Origin of the sequence: Ralstonia sp. 25C (assembly GCF_051904805.1) — a bacterium.
Lineage (GTDB): Bacteria > Pseudomonadota > Gammaproteobacteria > Burkholderiales > Burkholderiaceae > Ralstonia.
This window is the reverse complement of record NZ_CP196737.1, coordinates 3,875,352-3,893,663: the sequence shown is the minus strand read 5'-3', so window position 1 is coordinate 3,893,663 and position 18,312 is coordinate 3,875,352. Positions and strand designations below refer to the sequence as shown.

Genomic DNA, 18,312 nt, shown 5'->3' with positions numbered 1-18,312 from the left:
TTGGCAGCATCATACGCCAAATTATCTGGCGACGATCCGCTGGTGTTGTACAAAGCAAAAACGAGGCGCGAAGCCTCGTTTTTGACACCGCTTGACATGCTTTGCGCGCCTAACCAGTGTGCCGCCGAGGTGCCTCGGGATGCACCGGCTATGGCGCACATCCGCGTTTTACCGCTTGCTGATGACCTGGTCGATCAGGCCGTATTCCTTGGCCTGTTCGCTGCTCATGAAGTTGTCGCGGTCCGTATCGCGGGCAATCTTGTTCGACCGGCTGGCCCGTCGCCTCCGAGAGTACCGTGTTCAGGCGCTCGCGCAGGTACAGAATTTCGCGCGCCTGAATCTCGATGTCCGATGCCTGACCACGCGCGCCGCCCAGCGGTTGGTGAATCATGATCCGCGAGTTCGGCAGTGCCAAGCGCTTGCCCTTGGCACCAGCCGCCAGCAGGAACGCGCCCATGCTGGCTGCCATGCCCATGCACAACGTCGACACGTCCGGCTTAATGAACTGCATCGTGTCGTACATCGCCAGACCCGACGACACCGAGCCACCCGGCGAGTTGATGTACAGCGAGATGTCCTTATCAGGGTTCTCGCTTTCCAGGAACAGCAGTTGTGCCACCACGAGGTTGGCAGTCTGGTCGTTGACCTCGCCCACCATGAAGATCACGCGCTCCTTGAGCAGGCGCGAGTAGATGTCGTAGGCGCGCTCGCCGCGGCCAGACTGTTCGACCACCATCGGCACCAAACCGAGCCCCTGCGTTTCGAGCGCGGAAGCCTGGGTACGGGCAAGTTGGTCGATCAGTTCATTGCGGATCATGCGGTTCTCCGGTGCTTATTTCGGAAACTCTATCGACGGAATCTCAGCCGATTCGTCAGCCTTGCGCCGGGGTGGCGGTCAGCTCTTCGAACGACACAGCCTTGTCAGTGACCTTGGCCTTGTCGCACACAAAATTTACCACGTTGTTTTCGAGCACGTAGGCTTCCATTTCGGCCAGGCGCTGTTGGTCTCCGTAGTACCAGCGAATGACTTCCTTCGGATCTTCGTAGCTCTTGGCGAACTCTTCGATCTCGGCCTTGATCTGCTCCGGCTTCGCTTCCAGGTTGTTGGCCTTCACGACTTCAGCCAGCACCAGACCCAGCTTCACGCGGCGCTCAGCTTGTTGCGTGAACATCTCGGCCGGAATCGGCATGTTCTTGGCGTTCGGCATGCCGCGCGACTCGAGGTCACGACGGGCCATTTCCACCAGGCGCTCCTGGTCTTGTTCGACCAGCGACTTCGGCACGTCCAGCTCTGCCACCTTCAGCAGCGCTTCCATGACTTGGTCCTTGAGCAGCGCGTGCGTGCGACGCTTGACTTCACGCTCGAGGTTTTCGCGGATGTCGGCGCGCATCTTGTCGAGGTTGCCGTCGGCGATGCCCAGCGATTGTGCGAAGGCTTCGTTGACTTCCGGCAGGTGTGCCCACTCGACTTGCTTGAGCGTCACGGTGAATTCCGCCGTCTTACCGGCCACGTCCTTGCCGTGGTAGTCCTCGGGGAAAGCCAGCGGGAATTTCTTCGACTCGCCTTGCTTCAGGCCCAGCGTGGCTTGTTCGAACTCGGGCAGCATGCGGCCCTCGCCCAGCACGAAGCTGAAACCTTCAGCCTTGCCGCCGGCGAATTCCACGCCGTCGATTGTGCCAACGAAGTTGACCGTCACGCGGTCGCCGTTTTGTGCAACCGCTGCGCCGCCATCACCGTGCTCGCCGGCTTCGCCGCGCGGGTGGTAATGCACGCGTTGCTTGCGCAGGATGTCGATGGTCTTGTCGATTTCGGCGTCGGTGATTTCGGTCTTGGTGCGGGTCAGTTCCGCGCCGGCCAGATCGCCCAGCTTGACTTCCGGGTACACCTCGAAGGTAGCGTCGAATGCGACTTGGTCGTCTGCCACGCCTTCGGTCTTCAGCTCGAAGCGCGGTTGGCCGGCAACCTTCACGCCTTGCTCGTTGGTGATGTCGAAGAACTGGCGAGCGGCCTTGTCGTAGCGGACTTCGAATTCAACTTGCTGGCCGTATTGCTTCTCGACCATCTTCATCGGGACCTTGCCCGGGCGGAAGCCGGACATCTTGACGGTCTTGGACAGACGCGCCAGACGGCTTTGCTTCTCTTGCTCCACTTCGGCCTTCGGGACAGCCAGGGTCACTTTGCGATCAAGCTTGCCGAGGTTTTCGATAGTCGACATGGTCGTAATTCCAGAATCAGATGAAAGTTGCGTCGAACGGCGCAGCGCCAGCAGCAGCCGTGGTTCAGTTCTTGGTCTTGCCGGGCTTGCAGGAATGCGTTGCTGGGACCGCTTAGGCGGGACTTCAGCGGCACAACAAGCGTATTCAGGCTGGCAAACGCAAAACGCATATTATGGCATGGAACGTTCGGCAGCCTTGATTTTTTGGGTCTGAACGCTCGGAAAACCCTTCAAACGGCGCGTTAATCCTGCGTATCGGCCGCGTCGCTTTCGGCGGGTGCGGCGCCCTGCGCTTGCGAGCGCCCGTGCTGCAATACGCGCAGGACAAACCGGCCTGGATCGAGCGCTGCCGCAAGATCACTCTCCAGCGGCAGCGGGCCTCCATCGATTTGCGCAGCCAGCAATTCCGCGCCAAGCACCGACCATGTGAGGCCGCGCGACCCATACGCAAGTGCGGCATACAGCCCGGCAAGGCGCGGGAGCTGCGCATGCGGCCCGCGTAGACGGAAACCCGGTGCCATGGCAGCCGCTTCATCCACCACGGGGCCGATCAACGGCAGCCGGTTGGCAGAGACACAGCGCACACCGACGTAGCCCCGCAGTTGCGTAGGCTCGACCCGCGCAAGCGCGGACGATTGCTGCGGCTGCAGGGCGGCGAGTCGTCGAAGGTTAGCCGCGTGATCGGCGGTGCGCTCGACCAAACTGTATTCGCCTGGCTGGAAGGAGGACCCTGTGCGCACCGTTTGCGCGCCCACCTCGGCCGGCAGCAGATAACCGTCGCCGCAGACGACGGCTTTGGGCCACGTGGCAGTCGGATCCAAGTCGGCAACCGGCACATCGGTAAGCTGACCGCGCACCGGCTTGAGCGATGCCGTTGCCAATGGCGCAAGACGCGCGGCGTCCAGGCTATTGGCGAGGACGACAACCGGCGCGCTTGCCATCACATCGCCCTGCGCATCCAGGGCCCGCCATTGATCGCCGTCTTGGCGCAGCGATTCGACCTGCATATTCCAACGTGTTTGGATTGCAGTCCCGGCAGCGGCCAGATTTGCGCGGCAAACATCGGGCGGCGCCACCCAACCGGCTTGCGCGAACCACCAGCCGCCCTGCGGGACGCTCGCACCAACACGTTCGGCGGCTTGGTCTGCATTGAGCCAATCGATGTAATCGGTGGGGTAGCCAAGCGCTGCCACGATGCGCTGCTGCTCGATGGCGTCTTCAGCGTGCTCGGCAAGTTGCAGCACGCCGGTGGGGTGGAAACCCGTGGTGAAGCCTGCGCGATCGAGTGCATCCCAATGGCGGCGTGCGAGCAGGTTCCCGGCGCGCGACAGGCGTGACAGCACGCTGTCATCGATGGACACGTGCGGATGCATCGCTGCTGCGCGATGCGCCGACGTACCGAGCGCCGGTCCATCGTTTGCATCGATCAGCGTGATGCGCCAGCCGCGGGCCACGAGCCGTTCGGCGACGGAGCAACCGGCGAGTCCTGCCCCAATGACGATGGCATGGCGCTCGGTCCAGACGGGCGCCTCAGCCGGCCCGCGCCGTGTACGCCAGTGTGTCGGAAACTGCGCGACGGTCATGTCGCGCTTGGTGCCGAAACCGGGGGCCTTGCGCGTCTCGAAGCCGGCCTCCTGCAACCCACGCCGCACAAATCCAGCAGCGGTATAAGTGGCCAACGTAGCTCCGGCGCGTGCGACACGCGCGAGCTGCTTGAAGACGCGCGGCTGCCAGAGATCCGGGTTCTTGGCGGGCGAAAAGCCGTCGAGATAGAACGCATCGGCCGCGCAGGAAAGCTGCGGCAGCATCTCCATCGCATCACCGAAGAACAGCGTGAGCGTAACGTGGCCACCATCGAACACGAGGCGATGCACACCGGGCACCGGCACAGGCCACGCCTGACGCAGCGCTTGCGCAAGCGGTGCAAGCACGCCGTCTTTCGGATGGACGACGGACAAGCCCGCGCGATCAAACGGGTGCTTCTCGATGGAAACGAAATCGAGCCGTGCACAACGATGCGAGTCATCACGCCATGCCTGCCATGTCGCCAGAAAATTCAGGCCTTGGCCGAAGCCGGTTTCGACGATGGTGAATGCGCTCTTGCCTTGCCACGCGCCGGGCAAACCATTGCCGCCGAGAAAGACGTGCTGCGCCTGCGCCAGACCGCCTTCGGTGCTGTGATAGACGTCGTCGTATTGCGCGGAGAACGGCGTGCCGTCGGACGTGAGGTGAGGCGTGGCGAGAACGAGGCCGCGTGGCATGAAACACCCTGGAAAGAAGCTGCGGATTGTACCGCCGCCCTCCTCGCCCACGTTGACTTGGCGCAGGCCCGTGGGGCTAGACGTCCGCGATCGGCAATGTGCCCATGAGCCGGCGGTACCACGCATGGAAATGCCGCATGCCGTCTTCGAGCGGCGACTGGTACGGACCGGTTTCCGACACGCCGCGCGCCATCAGTGCGCGGCGCCCTGCGTCCATGCGCTCGCCAATCTCGTCGTCTTCGATGCAGGTTTCCATGTAGGCGGCGCGTTGTGCTTCCACGAACTCGCGCTCGAACGCGGCAATCTCTTCCGGGTAGTAGAACTCGACCACGTTGACGGTGTCCTGCGGCCCCTTGGGGTACAGCGTGGAAAGCACCAGCACGTGCGGATACAGCTCGATCATGTGGGTGGGGAAATACGTGACCCAGATGGCGCCAAAGTCGGGCGATGCGCCGGCGCGGTAGTCGAGCAATCGATCATGCCATGCGCCATACGCGTCGGAGCCAGGTTGGCTGAGCGCCTGATGAATGCCGACGCGCTGCATGCTGTACCAGTCGGCAAACTCCCATTCCAGGTTGTCGCACGTCACGAAATGGCCGAGGCCGGGATGGAACGGTGCGACGTGGTAGTCCTCCAGGTAGACCTCGATGAAGGTCTTCCAGTTGTAGTTGCATTGATGAACTTCCACGTGGTCGAGCACGTAGTCGCCAAAATCGAACTCGGGCCGTGCGAACAGCGGCGCCATGTCGCGAGCAGGATCGCGCGGCCCTTCGAACAGCAGGCCATGACAGTTGCGCAGCGTGAAGCGCTGCAGGTTCTTGCAGGGTGTGCTGGCAAACTGCGGCGCGCCGATCAGCTCACCGCGATCCGTGTACGTCCAGCGGTGCAGCGGGCAGACGATGTTGCCGCCAGCTGCGCGCAGGTTGCCGGTGGCGTGACCTGCGCCGGTGACGTTGCCAGCCTCACCGCCGAGGATGAGCGCCTGCCGGTGGCGACAGACGTTAGACATCAATTCCACGCCGCCGGCGTTGCGCACAAGCACGCGGCCGCCGCCTTCGTGCACAAGGCGGCGCCAGTCGCCGGATTCGGGCACGGCTTTCTCGTTGCCGACGTAGCAGGCGGATTGCCTGAAGATGGCTTCCAGTTCGAGAGCGAACAAGTCGTCGTCAAAATACGCGGCGACGGGCAATTGGGTATGCGCTGGCATCACGTGGGCCAGGCGTCCGATATCGGTCATCGGGGCTCCAACATGGGTGGCGGTCGGGCACGACGCAGGCTATGACGCCTCATCCCTCAGGCGGGCGATGCGTGCGTCGAGCGAGAGCTTTGGACAAGTGCTGCACTTCACCCCGTCGTGGCGGCGAAAATGGTGGCAGCAGACCTTGCGGTCGAGCGCGAGTGCAGCCGTGCCGTCACGAGCGCGGTAAGCGAAGAAGGCGCAGCCGCCAGCAATGCCCAGGCGCGCGAGCCACGCCTCTCCCATGACCGTCACCTCAGCATCGGACAATGACGTGTGCGGGCGCACGATCAGGAGCGCGCCAAGCACGCATTCCGCTTGCAGCCGATCGGCCGCGCGGTCTTGGAGTGCCACCTTGGGCTTCAGCATTCGACGGACTGCTGCAGAGAACCCACGGAGCTCAATGACGGCAGCGTCCATCCGTTCAGCGAAGAGGCCATCGATTGGCACGTGCTCCGGCAAGTGCAGGCCACTGGGGAAGCCGTCCACGACCGGCTGCGAGATGCCCGCCAGTTGCGGCACCGGCGCCCCGAGGTGGACGGCGATCACGCACAGATAGATCGGTTGCCAGATCGCCAGGCCCCAGCAGCGTAGCGCGAGGTAATGTCCGCCGGCTTCCGGATAAGCCTGCGCCCAGTGATCGCACAGGCGCTGCCATGCAGCGTCGTCGTCAAGTTGCAGCGCGCCGGCAGTAGCCGCGCTGCACTGCCCGCCATGCAGGCTGGGGAGGACGCGTTCGATCGCCTCCCACACGCGGGTGAGATCGGGCGCGGGCGAAGGTCGCCAGGTTGCTGCCATGGCGAAGCCCTGCCCGCTGGCTTCTTCGGAAAGGCCTCGCATGCCGTCCGTCATGCAGCTGCTTCTGCCGCTTCAGCCGGTGCGGGCTGTACCACGCGGCGAAACTTGGCGATCGGGTTGATCAGGTGGCCCGCGATCTTGAGACTCGACGCGGGGTCGGCCAGGTTCACCATCTGCACGTTGTTGCCGAGTTGCAGGCGATTCAGGCACGAGTGCAGGAACTCGGGCACGAACATGTCGTAGTGCGCGTACTTGGCGGCATGCTCGGGGTGCGCGTCCTGATAGTCATGTACGCATTCGGCCACGGCACCCCAGAACGCATCTTCAGTGCAGCAATCGTTTTCAACCAGCACTTGATTGATGTGGCGCAGCACGCCATCAAACACGTCGATAAAGATGCCGAGCAGCTTGAAGTGGTCTGGCACTTCCACGGCGAGGCGCTGGACGCGTTCGGGCAGCCACGCGCGCGCCTTGATATCGAGGATGGCGCATTCCTCGGCAATGTCTTTCATGATGGCGCGCACGGGCACGTGGTTGTCCATCACGAGAATGAGGTTTTCACCGTGCGGCATGAAGGTGAGCTCGTAGGCATAGAAGCAATGCAGCAACGGTGTGAGGTACACCTCAAGGTAGCGGCGAATCCAGGCAAGCGCCGGCAGGCCAGAGCGACGAATCAGCTCAGGCATCAGCGCATGACCATCCTTGTCGACATGCAGCAGTGCAGCCATCGTCATCAGGCGTTCGCCCGGTTGCAGCAGCGGCAGCGGGTTTTCGCGCCACAGCGCCGAGAACTGCTTCTTGTAGGGCGTATCCACCGGGATGGCCGCCTCGTAATAGAAGTTGCGAAAGCCGATGGCCGCCACTTCCTGCAGGATGGTGAATCCGTTTTGGCGCAGGAACGCATCGTCCGCCACCAGCCCTTTGATGAACTCGTTGATGGCCGGGGTGCCCGACATGTAGTACGGCGACAGCCCGCGCATGAACCCCATGTTCAGGATCGACAGCGACGTCTTTACGTAGCGCTTGGTGCGGTCGCTCGTGTTGAAGAACGTGCGGATGGATTGCTGGGCGATGTAGTGGTCGGCGCTGTAGTCCAGGCAAATGATCTTGCGCTGGGCGACGTAGCCCGCAAACGCGATAGAGAGCTTGTTGAACCACTGCCACGGATGCGCGGGCATGAAGTGATAGTCGCTCGGGTCCACGCCCTTGGCCGCCACCTGGCGCGTGAAATCGTGCACCGTGTCCTGGCCCAGTTCCTCAACCAGCAGTTGCGCATAACTCAACGTGGAAAGCGTGGATGGCGTGGCGTGGTCCTTGTGCACAGCGAGCCAGATCACGCGAATGTCCGAGCCGGCTTCCGGCGCATAGGCTTGGTAGTCGACGGCGGTGAAGCCCAGGCGCCCGTTGTTGGCGACGAAGCCCGGGTGCCCTTCCATCATGGCAACTTCGATGGTCTGGAAGTCCGTGGCTTCGGCAAGTTGCGCGCTGCTCGGCGCGTCGGCCTTCCCGCGTTTGAAGGCGCTGCCAAAGAGCGTGCTGCTGATCTCATCGAGGTAGATCGGCAGCAGCTCGTCTCGGATGCCCAGGCGCTGACGGCATTCGATGATGAACTGCAATGCATCGAGCGGTTGCTCCACACCGTCGACCACTCGACGAATCGACTGCGGCTTGATAAACCAGTGGCGCAGCGCGAGCTGCTGCGCCTCAAACTGGTAGCAAACCTTGCCGTCATCAGAGACCACCTGATACAGCGCAAAACCATGGGCCGTGGCATTCAAGTGTTCCGGCTCCAGAATGAGCTCGTGTGCGTATTCGGCAATCGCCTTACGCAACAGCAGGCGGTTGGCCTGGGCCCAGACTTCGGGCGTGAGGTGAGCGGCGGCCTGGGCCGGGTGCTGGGAAAGCCGGTTGTGGATAGTGACGTTCATGAGAAATCCTTGGTCTTAGGCGATGGCTGTGGTGGCCTGTTCGAAATCTCGCTGGGTGCAAAAAGCGAGGCTGGCAATCTTTTCGGGAAACGCCACATTGCGGTCGTACACAAAACCCGCAGCGCGGTTGATGGCGTGAATACGTGTGTTGTCGGCATCGGGCTCGACCACGATGCGTGCCGCGCCCAGGTGCACGAACATGAAGCGCATCAGCGCGAAAAACACCGTGCGCGTGTAACCAGCAATGCACACGTCCGATGGACCAATGAAGATGTGCATGCCGAGATCCCCCGGCTGCACGTCGTAGAACGCGCGGATACGGTCATGCGCGGGGTCGTAGCACTCCGCCAAAAAGGCGGGTTGACCGCCCCTCCATGCCAGGTACGCAGTCGCATGGCCCGAGTCCATCAACTGCTTGTAGATGTGACCGATCTCGGCCTCCGTCTTGTCGCGCATCAGCCAGAACGATGCACGTTCGGGCTGAAACCAGCGATGCAGCGTTGGGATGTCTTCCGGAATGCGCAACAGGTGGAAGGTGAAACCTTCGGCATCGGTGTACGGCGCGCTGGCGGCTTCCGCACGGCGATGCTTGGTGCGAGCGTCAGTTGGCATGGGCAGGCGCCTCCAATTGCGTGCCAGCCTCTACCTCGTGCGCGCCATGCACATGGCCCGCGCTGGGCACATTCAGGATCAACCGGTCGAGCCATGCCGTCAGCACAAAACCGCCGGCCGCGAGCAGAAACGGCACGTGCAGCCCGTAGCGATTGACGATCGCCCCCGCCGCAAACGAAGACAGCAGCACCCCCATGTTCTGGAAGAAGTTGGTGATGCTGTAGTCGTGGGCATAGCGCTGCGGCGTGGAGAGGCGGAACAGGTTCACCTCCAGCTTCACGATGATCTGGAACAGTGCCCAGCCGTACAGCACGCGCCCCAGCACGATCAGCATTGGATTCGGCGCCGCATGCAACAGCAGACCGACCATGCCCAGCAGCAGGTTGCCGACCGTGTGGTCTGGCAGCTGGCCGCCACGCGCACGAATACGCGCGTGCAAGCGCAACGCCACGATGGCGACCACGCCCGGAATGGCAAACGCCATGCCAGAGACGAACTCGCTGTCGACGCCCGAGACCCGCTGCCAATACACCGAAAAAAACGGGCGGATGAGATACGCACTGAAGTCGAACACCAGCATCACCAGCGCCAGGCGCAGGATTGGCAGGCGGTCGCGCCAACCCGTGCGCTGCACCTTGGAGGCTTCCGCGGCCGCCGCCTCGGCATGCTCGCCCGAATTGACGCGCACGATCTTGCCGCTGCGGATCAGGTAGCAGCACACGCCCATCTGGAAGAAATCGCCCGCAGCCATGGCGACGATACTGGCGCGCGGCCCCCACGTCTGGAGCACGAGGCCGCCCACCACCGCCCCAAAGATGGCGCCAAAGTGCACGACCACCGACAGCGTGCCCACCGTGGCGGCATGCTGGTCCTTGGGCGTCAGCCGCATCATGTACGGATACATCAGCAGATAGCTGCTCTTGCACATGAACATCAGCATCGAGAGCACCCAGTACGTCACCACATTGGGTGCCCAGTCGCTCAACAGGCTGAACGTGCCCGCCGCACACTGCGTATAGACCAGCAAATGCAGCGGCTCGACACGCTTGGCCACACGCGCCCAGAACGGCAGCGTGCACATCACGGCAATCGAAATCGCCGCCACATAGGCGCCAACGTGCACGGGGCTGTCCAGCCCATAGCGCGACGCGAAGAACTGCGGATAGAACGGAATCAGGATCGCATCGCTGATGACGGCAAACACCGTCATCAGGATGATGGTGTTGCGCAGCTTCATGCGATTACCTCGGCGGTCACCTCGGCACCCGCTTCGACAACCGCGCCCTCCCGCTGGCTCGCCCCCTTCTCTGCGCTCAGCGGGATGAACTCCGGTGTGGCGGGAATCGCAAAGTCCTGGATGGCGACCCGGGGCTCGATCTTGTAGTGCTCCACACCGGTCAGCTCACGCAGGATGTAGGAATTGCGGTAGCAGCTCATGCCGATGTCCTGATTGGTCACGCCGTGCGTGTGCAGGCCTGCGTTCTGGACAAAGATCTCGCTGCCGTTGACGTCTGCCGCATAGTTGCGCGCGAGCTGGTAACGGCCCTTGGCGTCCCAGCGCAACCGGTGGCGAATGCCATCGAGGAAGGCCGGGATGTTTTGCGCATAGCCCGTGGCAAGCACGAGACCCTCCGTGCGGTGGGCATAACGCGCCCCGCTGTCGACTTGCTGGAATTCGATCGCGTAGGCGCCCGCGGCGGCGTCGTAGTGGCACGCCTGCAACTCGCAGTTGGTGATCAGATGCGTGCGCAGATCGCCGACCTTGCGTCGGTCATCCAGAAGGTCGTAGATCTGGTTGATGAGGCTGGCGTTCACGCCCTTGTACAGACTGTCCTGCGCTCGGATGATGTCGTCCTTGCGACCATCAGGCAGGCTGTAGAAATGATCGATGTAATCCGGCGAGAACATCTCCAGCGTCAGCTTCGTGGTCTCCATCTGGAAGAAGCGCGGCGAGCGCGTGATCCAGACCAGGCGGTAACCGTGTTTGTCGCTCTCCTTGAGCAGGTCGCAATAGACTTCCGCTGCGCTCTGCCCGCTACCGACGATGGTGATGGAGCGCTTCTTGTGCAATGACTCGCGCGCGTCGATGTAGTCGGCGGTGTGCAGGTAGCGATGGCCATCGCGCCGCACGCACGCCGGGAACGACGGCGACGACCCCACGCCAAGCACGAGCTTGCGCGCACGCAACACAAACGGTTCGCACTCCGCGCCACGAACACCCGTAACGACATAGCAGCGGTGCTGTGCGTCATACGACAACGCCTGCACCTCGTGGTGGAAGCGCGTGCTGGTGAGCTGCGCGACCACCCACTTGCAGTAGCGGTTGTACTCCCCCCGGCTCAGATAGAAGTTCTCGCGAAAGTAATACGAATAGATCTTGCCTTCCTGCTTGCAGTAATTCAGGTAACTGAAGCGGCTTTTCGGGTCTGCCAAGCTGACAAGATCCGCCAGAAATGGATTCTGTAATGTGGTGTTATCAATCAGCATGCCTGGGTGCCAATTGAATTCCGGCGAACGCTCCAGGAATACCCCATCCAGATTCGCAATCGGTTCAGCCAGGCAAGCCAGGCTTAAATTAAATGGACCTAACCCGATGGCAATAAAGTCATGAATCTCAGATTCCATCACAATCGCACCTCCTGATTGACAAAAGCGATGACAACAAGACGCCAGCCGGGCGAGCACACGCGCGCTTCCCGTCGGCTGACGGCATCAAGCCGCGCCTAGGCTGGGTGATTTCAGGTGGGGGTTGATCACGACCGATGCATGCCGGTCGCTGGAAGATCATGGAATACCGCGGAGCGGTATCAGGACTGATATTGAACGCCCCAGCAACCGCAATACAGGGTTGCCGGGCAACAATCTAATTCACAATACTACACATAGAATCGGATTTCTTCGTGAATAAAATGAATTACCACTGACAAGAAAGGGTTGCTGTCACATTACGCGCATCACCCCAATAACAATAGTTGCTGTTCATGCAAGATGACACATACGTTTTATTCAAGATGTTTTTGGCCGACAACTGCAGCTTGGCACCCTTGAGCGACGGGTCCCAGCGCGCCAGATCAATACGCAGCATCAGATCGAACAGCGTGTACGGCGGCACTTTGAAGCTATTGGCATTGTCGCCATAGCTCGTACCAACGTAGCGCACGCCCATGCCCGCCGTGTAACCCGGCATGAACGTCCAATCGCCCCAGACCGACGCCACGTGGCGCGGTGCCTGGTAAGGCGTGTTACCCGTGAACCCCTCGGCCGACTCGACAAACTTCATATCGGTCAAGGTGTAGTTGGCCAGCACCGAGACCGTGTCCGTCACCCGTGAACGCGCCTCCAGCTCTACCCCGCGCGTACGGATCTTGCCTGTGGGCAGGTAGTAGACCTGGCCAACCGGTTTGCTGGCCACGTTCTCCTGCTCCAGGTTGAACACCGCAGCGGAGAGCATCGTGTTCGAGCCCGTCGGCTGATAACGCACCCCGGCCTCGAACTGCTTGGCCGTCGCCGGTTGCAGCAGGTTGCCGCCCTGATCTGCGCGCAGGCTGGGGTTGAAGCCGTCCGCATAGCTGAAGTACGGAGCGATGCCGTTGTCGAACAGGTAGACCACCCCAGCACGCTTGGTGAACTTCGATCCGCTCCACTCCGACGGTGTGCCCGTGCCATACAGGTTCGACGCCTTGGCGTGGTCTTCACGCACGCCCAGCGTGAAACGCCAACGATCAATGGCAATCTGATCTTGCAAGTACACGCCGGTCTGCTCCAACCAGCGATCGATCGGCGCTACCGACACCCCCGTCAGGCCCGGATTGCCGTAGACCGGGTTGAACGCGTTGATCGGGTCTGCGCTGCCGGACTCCCAGAATCCATCGACATGACGCTTCTGGTAGTCGAGGCCGATCAGCATCGTGTGCTTGACGGCGCCGGTCGTGAACTTGCCCTCGAGCTGGTTATCGACCGTATAAGCGTGCGCCGCTTCCTTGGCACCGGAGTAATAGCGCGTGAGGTTGTCCGCATCTGCCCAGCCATAACCGTAGATCTGGCGCAGACGTGTATCGCCGAAGACATAGCGGAAATTCTGGCGCACCGTCCATTGATCATTGAAGGCGTGTTCAAACTGATAGCCCACCATGCGTTCGGTGCGGCGGAATTTTTCAACCGTCGGGTCGCCATCGAAGAAGTTGCGTGAGATGGTGCGGCCATTGCGTGGGAAGAGACTCCCCTCGGCCGGCACCCCGCTGTGGAAGCCCCCCTCCGGGTCGTGCTGCAGATACGCCTGCAGCAGCAGATGCGTGTTGGGCGTGAAGTTGATCGCCAGCGACGGTGCGATGGCGAAGCGCTGCTCGCGTACGTGATCAAACTGCGTGTCCATGCCCCGCGCCAAACCGGTCACGCGAAAGGCCATCACGCCGTTCTCATCGATCGGCCCCGAGATATCGAACGCGCCTTCCAGGCGGTTGCGGTTGCCTACTGTCATCTCGACTTCGTGGTACGGCTGGAACAACGGCTTCTTGGTGGTAAGCGCCACCACCCCACCCGGCGACGCGCGCCCATACAGGATCGAACCCGGCCCCTTCAGCACATCAATGCGTTGCAAGAAATACGGATCGATCTGGAACGACGTGTAGCTGCCTTGATCTCCCAGCAGGTTCAAGCCGTCGAGAAACGTGTTGTTGACGCTGCTGTCGGCAAAGCCGCGCAGCGCGACGTAGTCATACCGGTTGGATGCGCCGACCAGCCCGGTGAACGCGCCCGACGTGTAGTTGAGCGCCTCTGAAATACCGCGCGGTTTCTGATCGTCAAGCTGCTGCTGTGTGATGACCGAGATTGACTGCGGTGTCTCGATGATCGGTGTGTCGGTCTTTGTGCCGGCGGTGCTTTGCTTGGCCACAAAACCCTTACCCGGGCTCTGCGCCGTCTCGCCACGGCCGACTGCCGTGGTCGCTGGCAGCGTGGCACTGACTTCGCCAGTGGTACGCTGCGCGATCGCTTGTGCCGTTGCCGATCCGGGCAGCGCCGCCCCCAACAGCGCTGCGCAAGTCAACCGTGCAGCGAGCGCCAGCGGGCGCAGCGTCGTACGGCAAGTCGTTTCAATGGGAAGAACCCTTGTTGTGTTGGTGTGCGTTGACATGGTGTGTTGGAAGATGCGTGTCGTTTCCACACCCATCGACGATCAACACAGCAAAAGCGGAACCCGGTGCGGAACTTTTTTCCATCAGGCCATCGCTACATTGCGCAACGCTCGCCCGCCTGCACGAGGTACTTGCGCACCATGCGCGTCGACTTGCCGAGCTGTTCGGCAATGCACGCGTGGGACTGCCCTTCGATGTAGCGCAAGCGAACCGCCTCGCGCGCGGCGGTCAACAGCGTCTCCAGCATCGCGCTGGTGTGCTGGAGCGCCTGGGCCTGCGCCATGCGCTGCTCTGGCGACAGTGCATGACCGAACGCCTCGGATCGCAGCGACAGCTCGTCCAGGCAGGCGCATTCGATACGCCGCCGGCGCGCGCGATCAATCATCAGATGCTTGGCAGTGGTGGTCAGGTACGCGCGCGGCTCGTGCACGCCATGCAGTGCACCAGGCAAAGCCAGTACGCGCATGAAGGTATCGTGCAGCACGTCCGCAGCCTCTTCTGCGCAAGCGAGCTTTTTGCGCAGCCAGGCAAACAGCCATTCGCTGTGGTGCACATAAAGGGCGTCGATATCGTGCAGCGGCTCGAGCTGTACGGCAGGCATGCGGGCTCCCGAAAATCCACCAGACGCCCGCACGCAGATACGCATGCACCGCGCCAATACAAATGAGAATTATTCTCATTGTAGGAGCTAGAAAGCCCTGCTCGCAAATGGGAATTCAAAAGGGAGCGCTCAGAATTGAGCGCTGCGGCAAGAGAGTCTACGTCGCGTCGCGGGACGAACGCTGCCGCCACACCATGAGTGCAATCGCCAGCGCGCCGACAGACAAGCCGATCGCCAGCCCCGTCAACCGACCGGCGCGACGTGCTTCATCCACCCGGTCGCGAGCCTCGATGGCCTGGCGCACGGTCTCCCAGAAGGCTTCGCGGTGTTCGTTCTCATCGAAGATGGACATGGCGCGTGTTCCCTATTCGGTATGACTGGCCTTGTCAGTACGCGCAACCTACTGCGTCCGGGGCGGCAGCATCGTGCCGCCCGCCTGCGCTGGCGGCCGCATGTGCGGCATCATGTTGGTATTCAGGTGGTACATCACCCACAGCGAGCCGGTGAGCGTGATGACCACCAACACCAGTGTGAACATCAGCGACAGCATGTTCCACCCGCCTTCCGATTTGGCGTTCATGTGCAGGAAGTAGATCATGTGCACCACAATCTGCACCGCGCCAATCAGTAGGATCGCTACAGCAGTGGTGGACGATCTCTCGAAGACATTGCCCATCACGAGCCAGAACGGAATCGCCGTCAGAAAGACAGACAGTACGAAGCCCGTCAGATAGCCACCCAGCGTGGCGTGCGGCCCGAGGTCTTCCTCATGGTGATGGCCATCGTGTGCATCGCCATGGCCGTTCATCGTTTGATCTTGCGCGCTCATGGCAGCGTTCCCATCAGGTAGACGAAGGTAAAGACGCCGATCCAGACGACGTCCAGAAAGTGCCAGAACATCGACAGGCACATCAGCCGGCGTTTGTTGGCGACAATCAGCCCGTGTTGCGACACCTGCAGCATCAGCACGATCAGCCAGATCAGGCCAAACGTCACGTGCAGGCCGTGTGTACCGACCAGCGAGAAGAACGAGGTCAGGAAGGCACTGCGTGTCGGCCCCGCACCCTCGTGGATCAGGTGCGCAAATTCATACAGCTCCACTGCAAGGAACGCCGCGCCAAACAGCCAGGTGATGGCCAGCCAGATCTGCATGGCGGCGGCCTTGTTCTGCTGCATCTGCAACATCGCAAAGCCATACGTAATGGACGACAGCAGCAGGAACGATGTGTTGAGCGCCACCAGCGGCAATTCGAACAGCTCCGCGCCAGTCGGGCCGCCCGCGTATTCGCGGCCCAGCACACCATAAGCGGCAAAGAGGCACGCGAAGATCAGGCAATCGCTCATCAAGTAGAGCCAAAACCCAAGCAGCGTGCCGTTGGGCACGTGGTGCTCTTCGGTAACGTGGAACTGGTAGCCGCCGGGCGGCACGACATCCGCCGTGGTGGTGCCGTTGGTATGCAGGGTTGCGGTCGTATCAGCCATGGCCTGCCATCAGTTGGGTGCGCAATGCTTCGGTCCGGACCACATCTTCTGCCGGGATGTAATAGTCGCGCTTGTAGTTGAAGGTATGAATGATTGCGGACAGGATGGTGGCCGCGAACGACACAATGGCCAACCACCAGATATGCCAGATCAGCGCAAAGCCGCACACCGTGGACAGCCCTGCCAGCACAATGCCGGCCGCGGTGCCCTTCGGCATATGGATCGGCTTGAAGCCTTCTTGCGGGCGCCGATAGCCGTACTGCTTCATCTGCCACCAGGCATCGGTGTCATGCACGAGGGGCGTGAACGCGAAGTTGTACTGCGGCGGCGGCGATGACGTGGACCACTCCAGGGTGCGGCCGTTCCAGGGGTCGCCAGTCGTATCGCGCAATTCCTCACGGCGCAGGAAGCTGACCACGAGTTGGATCAGGAAGCACCCAATGCCGATGGCGATCAGCAGCGCGCCGAGCGCTGCGAGCTGGAACCAGATCTGCAGCGACGGATCGTCGAAATGGCTCATGCGGCGGGTCACACCCAACATGCCCAGCCAGTACAGCGGCATGAACGCCAGATAGAAGCCAACGAACCAGAACCAGAACGACGCCTTGCCCCACGACGACACCAGCCGATAACCGAACGCCTTCGGGAACCAGTACGTAATGCCCGCCATAAGCCCGAAGAGCACGCCCCCGATGATCACGTTATGGAAGTGCGCGATCAGAAACAGGCTGTTATGCAGCGAGAAGTCCGCCGGCGGCACCGCCAGCAGCACGCCCGTCATGCCGCCGATCACGAACGTGACCATGAACCCCACCGTCCAAAGCATCGGCGGTTCGAAGCGGATCTTGCCGTGGTACATCGTGAACAGCCAGTTGAAGATCTTCGCGCCGGTCGGGATCGAGATGATCATCGTGGTGATCCCGAAGAACGAGTTGACGCTCGCGCCCGACCCCATCGTAAAGAAGTGGTGGAGCCAGACCAGATACGACAGCACCGTGATCACCACCGTCGCATAGACCATCGACGCATAGCCGAACAGGCGCTTACGGGAGAACGTCGCGACCACCTCCGAGAAGACGCCGAACACGGGCAGCACCAGGATGTAGACCTCGGGGTGGCCCCAGATCCAGATCAGGTTCACATACATCATCGCGCTGCCGCCCTGCTCGACCGTAAAGAAATGCGTGCCGAGGTAGCGATCCAGCGCCAGCAGCGTCACAGCCGCCGTCAGCACCGGGAAGGCAGCCACGATGAGCGTGTTGGTGCACAGGGCCGTCCAGGTGAAGATCGGCATGCGCATCAACGTCATGCCGGGCGCGCGCATCTTGACGATGGTCACCAGCAGGTTGATACCCGATAGCACCGTCCCTACCCCGGCAATCTGTAACGCCCAGATGTAGTAATCGACCCCCACATCCGGGCTCGCAATGATGCCGGAGAGCGGCGGATAAGCCAGCCAGCCCGTGCGCGCAAACTCGCCCACAAACAGCGACATCATCACCAGGATGGCGCCGCCCGTGGTCATCCAGAAGCTGAAGTTGTTGAGGAACGGAAATGCCACGTCACGCGCGCCAATCTGCAGCGGCATGACAAAGTTCATGAGCCCCGTTACCAACGGCATGGCGACGAAGAAGATCATGATCACGCCGTGCGCGGTGAAGATCTGATCGTAGTGATGCGGCGGCAGGTAACCGAGGTTGTCGCCGAAGGCCACGGCTTGCTGGATCCGCATCATGACGGCATCGGCAAAGCCGCGCAGCAGCATCACGATGCCGAGCACCACATACATGATGCCGATCTTCTTGTGGTCGATGCTGGTGAACCATTCACGCCAGAGGTAACCCCAGACGCGGTAATACGTCAGCGCGCCCACCAACGCCAGGCCGCCGATGGCGACCGCGGCAAAGGTGGCCAGCAAGATGGGCTCGTGGTACGGAATGGCCTCCCACGTCAGGCGGCCAAAGATCATGTTGGCGAGTTCGGAGCGCTCGGGCATGGTTGTCACCTGGGCCTTATGTTGGCCAATCGGGGTCGATCAAGGTTTG

At 61.7% G+C, this 18,312-nt stretch carries 14 protein-coding genes and 1 pseudogene; all 15 read right to left on the bottom strand.

Annotated elements, in window-relative coordinates; genetic code table 11:
* Positions 1 to 168: 168 nt before the first annotated feature.
* A pseudogene (gene clpP / locus ACS7SF_RS18125) lies at positions 169 to 817 on the bottom strand (ATP-dependent Clp endopeptidase proteolytic subunit ClpP).
* Positions 818 to 872: 55 nt separating this feature from the next.
* A complete protein-coding gene (gene tig / locus ACS7SF_RS18120) occupies positions 873 to 2,216 on the bottom strand; it encodes a trigger factor (RefSeq protein ID WP_439891023.1) in 1,344 nt (447 codons plus the stop codon).
* A gap of 242 nt (positions 2,217 to 2,458) precedes the next feature.
* Positions 2,459 to 4,477, bottom strand: coding sequence for a bifunctional tRNA (5-methylaminomethyl-2-thiouridine)(34)-methyltransferase MnmD/FAD-dependent 5-carboxymethylaminomethyl-2-thiouridine(34) oxidoreductase MnmC (gene mnmC / locus ACS7SF_RS18115; protein ID WP_439891022.1), 2,019 nt, complete (start codon positions 4,475 to 4,477; stop codon positions 2,459 to 2,461).
* 76 nt (positions 4,478 to 4,553) lie between these two features.
* The gene (locus ACS7SF_RS18110) at positions 4,554 to 5,714 is read right to left on the bottom strand and encodes an aromatic ring-hydroxylating oxygenase subunit alpha (RefSeq protein ID WP_439891021.1); all 1,161 of its coding nucleotides are present in this window, start codon (positions 5,712 to 5,714) and stop codon (positions 4,554 to 4,556) included.
* Positions 5,715 to 5,753: 39 nt separating this feature from the next.
* Positions 5,754 to 6,554 (bottom strand): siderophore ferric iron reductase, encoded by an 801-nt coding sequence (locus ACS7SF_RS18105; RefSeq protein WP_439891020.1) that lies wholly within the window; start codon positions 6,552 to 6,554, stop codon positions 5,754 to 5,756.
* An 8-nt stretch (positions 6,555 to 6,562) separates the two neighbouring features.
* Positions 6,563 to 8,440, bottom strand: a complete 1,878-nt coding sequence (locus ACS7SF_RS18100) for an IucA/IucC family protein (RefSeq protein WP_439891019.1) — start codon at positions 8,438 to 8,440, stop codon at positions 6,563 to 6,565.
* A gap of 15 nt (positions 8,441 to 8,455) precedes the next feature.
* Positions 8,456 to 9,052, bottom strand: a complete 597-nt coding sequence (locus ACS7SF_RS18095) for a GNAT family N-acetyltransferase (RefSeq protein WP_439891018.1) — start codon at positions 9,050 to 9,052, stop codon at positions 8,456 to 8,458.
* The gene (locus ACS7SF_RS18090) at positions 9,042 to 10,289 is read right to left on the bottom strand and encodes an MFS transporter (RefSeq protein WP_439891017.1); all 1,248 of its coding nucleotides are present in this window, start codon (positions 10,287 to 10,289) and stop codon (positions 9,042 to 9,044) included. The genes ACS7SF_RS18095 and ACS7SF_RS18090 overlap by 11 nt, the downstream gene beginning before the upstream one ends.
* Entirely contained in the window at positions 10,286 to 11,677 is a 1,392-nt protein-coding gene (locus tag ACS7SF_RS18085) for a lysine N(6)-hydroxylase/L-ornithine N(5)-oxygenase family protein (protein ID WP_439891016.1), read from the bottom strand. Before ACS7SF_RS18085 ends, ACS7SF_RS18090 begins: the two co-directional genes overlap by 4 nt.
* Positions 11,678 to 11,966: 289 nt before the next feature.
* Positions 11,967 to 14,183, bottom strand: coding sequence for a TonB-dependent siderophore receptor (locus ACS7SF_RS18080; protein WP_439891015.1), 2,217 nt, complete (start codon positions 14,181 to 14,183; stop codon positions 11,967 to 11,969).
* 95 nt (positions 14,184 to 14,278) lie between these two features.
* On the bottom strand, positions 14,279 to 14,785 hold the full coding sequence (locus ACS7SF_RS18075) for a sigma-70 family RNA polymerase sigma factor (RefSeq protein ID WP_439891014.1): 507 nt from the start codon (positions 14,783 to 14,785) through the stop codon (positions 14,279 to 14,281).
* Positions 14,786 to 14,942: 157 nt separating this feature from the next.
* Positions 14,943 to 15,137: a hypothetical protein gene (locus ACS7SF_RS18070; RefSeq protein WP_426398496.1), complete on the bottom strand. Its 195-nt coding sequence runs from the start codon at positions 15,135 to 15,137 to the stop codon at positions 14,943 to 14,945.
* Between the two features lie 48 nt (positions 15,138 to 15,185).
* A complete protein-coding gene (cyoD, locus tag ACS7SF_RS18065; protein ID WP_426398495.1) occupies positions 15,186 to 15,614 on the bottom strand; it encodes a cytochrome o ubiquinol oxidase subunit IV in 429 nt (142 codons plus the stop codon).
* Complete coding sequence (gene cyoC / locus ACS7SF_RS18060) at positions 15,611 to 16,267, bottom strand: cytochrome o ubiquinol oxidase subunit III (RefSeq protein ID WP_439891013.1); 657 nt, start codon at positions 16,265 to 16,267, stop codon at positions 15,611 to 15,613. Before cyoC ends, cyoD begins: the two co-directional genes overlap by 4 nt.
* Entirely contained in the window at positions 16,260 to 18,263 is a 2,004-nt protein-coding gene (cyoB, locus tag ACS7SF_RS18055; protein WP_439891012.1) for a cytochrome o ubiquinol oxidase subunit I, read from the bottom strand. Before cyoB ends, cyoC begins: the two co-directional genes overlap by 8 nt.
* Between the last annotated feature and the right edge of the window lie 49 nt (positions 18,264 to 18,312).

Coding starts and splice junctions, on each gene's coding strand:
- ACS7SF_RS18070 (WP_426398496.1), bottom strand. CDS start 15,137: ATGTCCATCTTCGATGAGAACGAACACCGCGAAGCCTTCTGGGAGACC.
- cyoC (WP_439891013.1), bottom strand. CDS start 16,267: ATGGCTGATACGACCGCAACCCTGCATACCAACGGCACCACCACGGCG.
- ACS7SF_RS18110 (WP_439891021.1), bottom strand. CDS start 5,714: ATGACCGATATCGGACGCCTGGCCCACGTGATGCCAGCGCATACCCAA.
- ACS7SF_RS18105 (WP_439891020.1), bottom strand. CDS start 6,554: ATGCGAGGCCTTTCCGAAGAAGCCAGCGGGCAGGGCTTCGCCATGGCA.
- ACS7SF_RS18095 (WP_439891018.1), bottom strand. CDS start 9,052: ATGCCAACTGACGCTCGCACCAAGCATCGCCGTGCGGAAGCCGCCAGC.
- ACS7SF_RS18100 (WP_439891019.1), bottom strand. CDS start 8,440: ATGAACGTCACTATCCACAACCGGCTTTCCCAGCACCCGGCCCAGGCC.
- ACS7SF_RS18075 (WP_439891014.1), bottom strand. CDS start 14,785: ATGCCTGCCGTACAGCTCGAGCCGCTGCACGATATCGACGCCCTTTAT.
- ACS7SF_RS18080 (WP_439891015.1), bottom strand. CDS start 14,183: ATGTCAACGCACACCAACACAACAAGGGTTCTTCCCATTGAAACGACT.
- cyoD (WP_426398495.1), bottom strand. CDS start 15,614: ATGAGCGCGCAAGATCAAACGATGAACGGCCATGGCGATGCACACGAT.
- mnmC (WP_439891022.1), bottom strand. CDS start 4,477: ATGCCACGCGGCCTCGTTCTCGCCACGCCTCACCTCACGTCCGACGGC.
- ACS7SF_RS18090 (WP_439891017.1), bottom strand. CDS start 10,289: ATGAAGCTGCGCAACACCATCATCCTGATGACGGTGTTTGCCGTCATC.
- cyoB (WP_439891012.1), bottom strand. CDS start 18,263: ATGCCCGAGCGCTCCGAACTCGCCAACATGATCTTTGGCCGCCTGACG.
- ACS7SF_RS18085 (WP_439891016.1), bottom strand. CDS start 11,677: ATGGAATCTGAGATTCATGACTTTATTGCCATCGGGTTAGGTCCATTT.
- tig (WP_439891023.1), bottom strand. CDS start 2,216: ATGTCGACTATCGAAAACCTCGGCAAGCTTGATCGCAAAGTGACCCTG.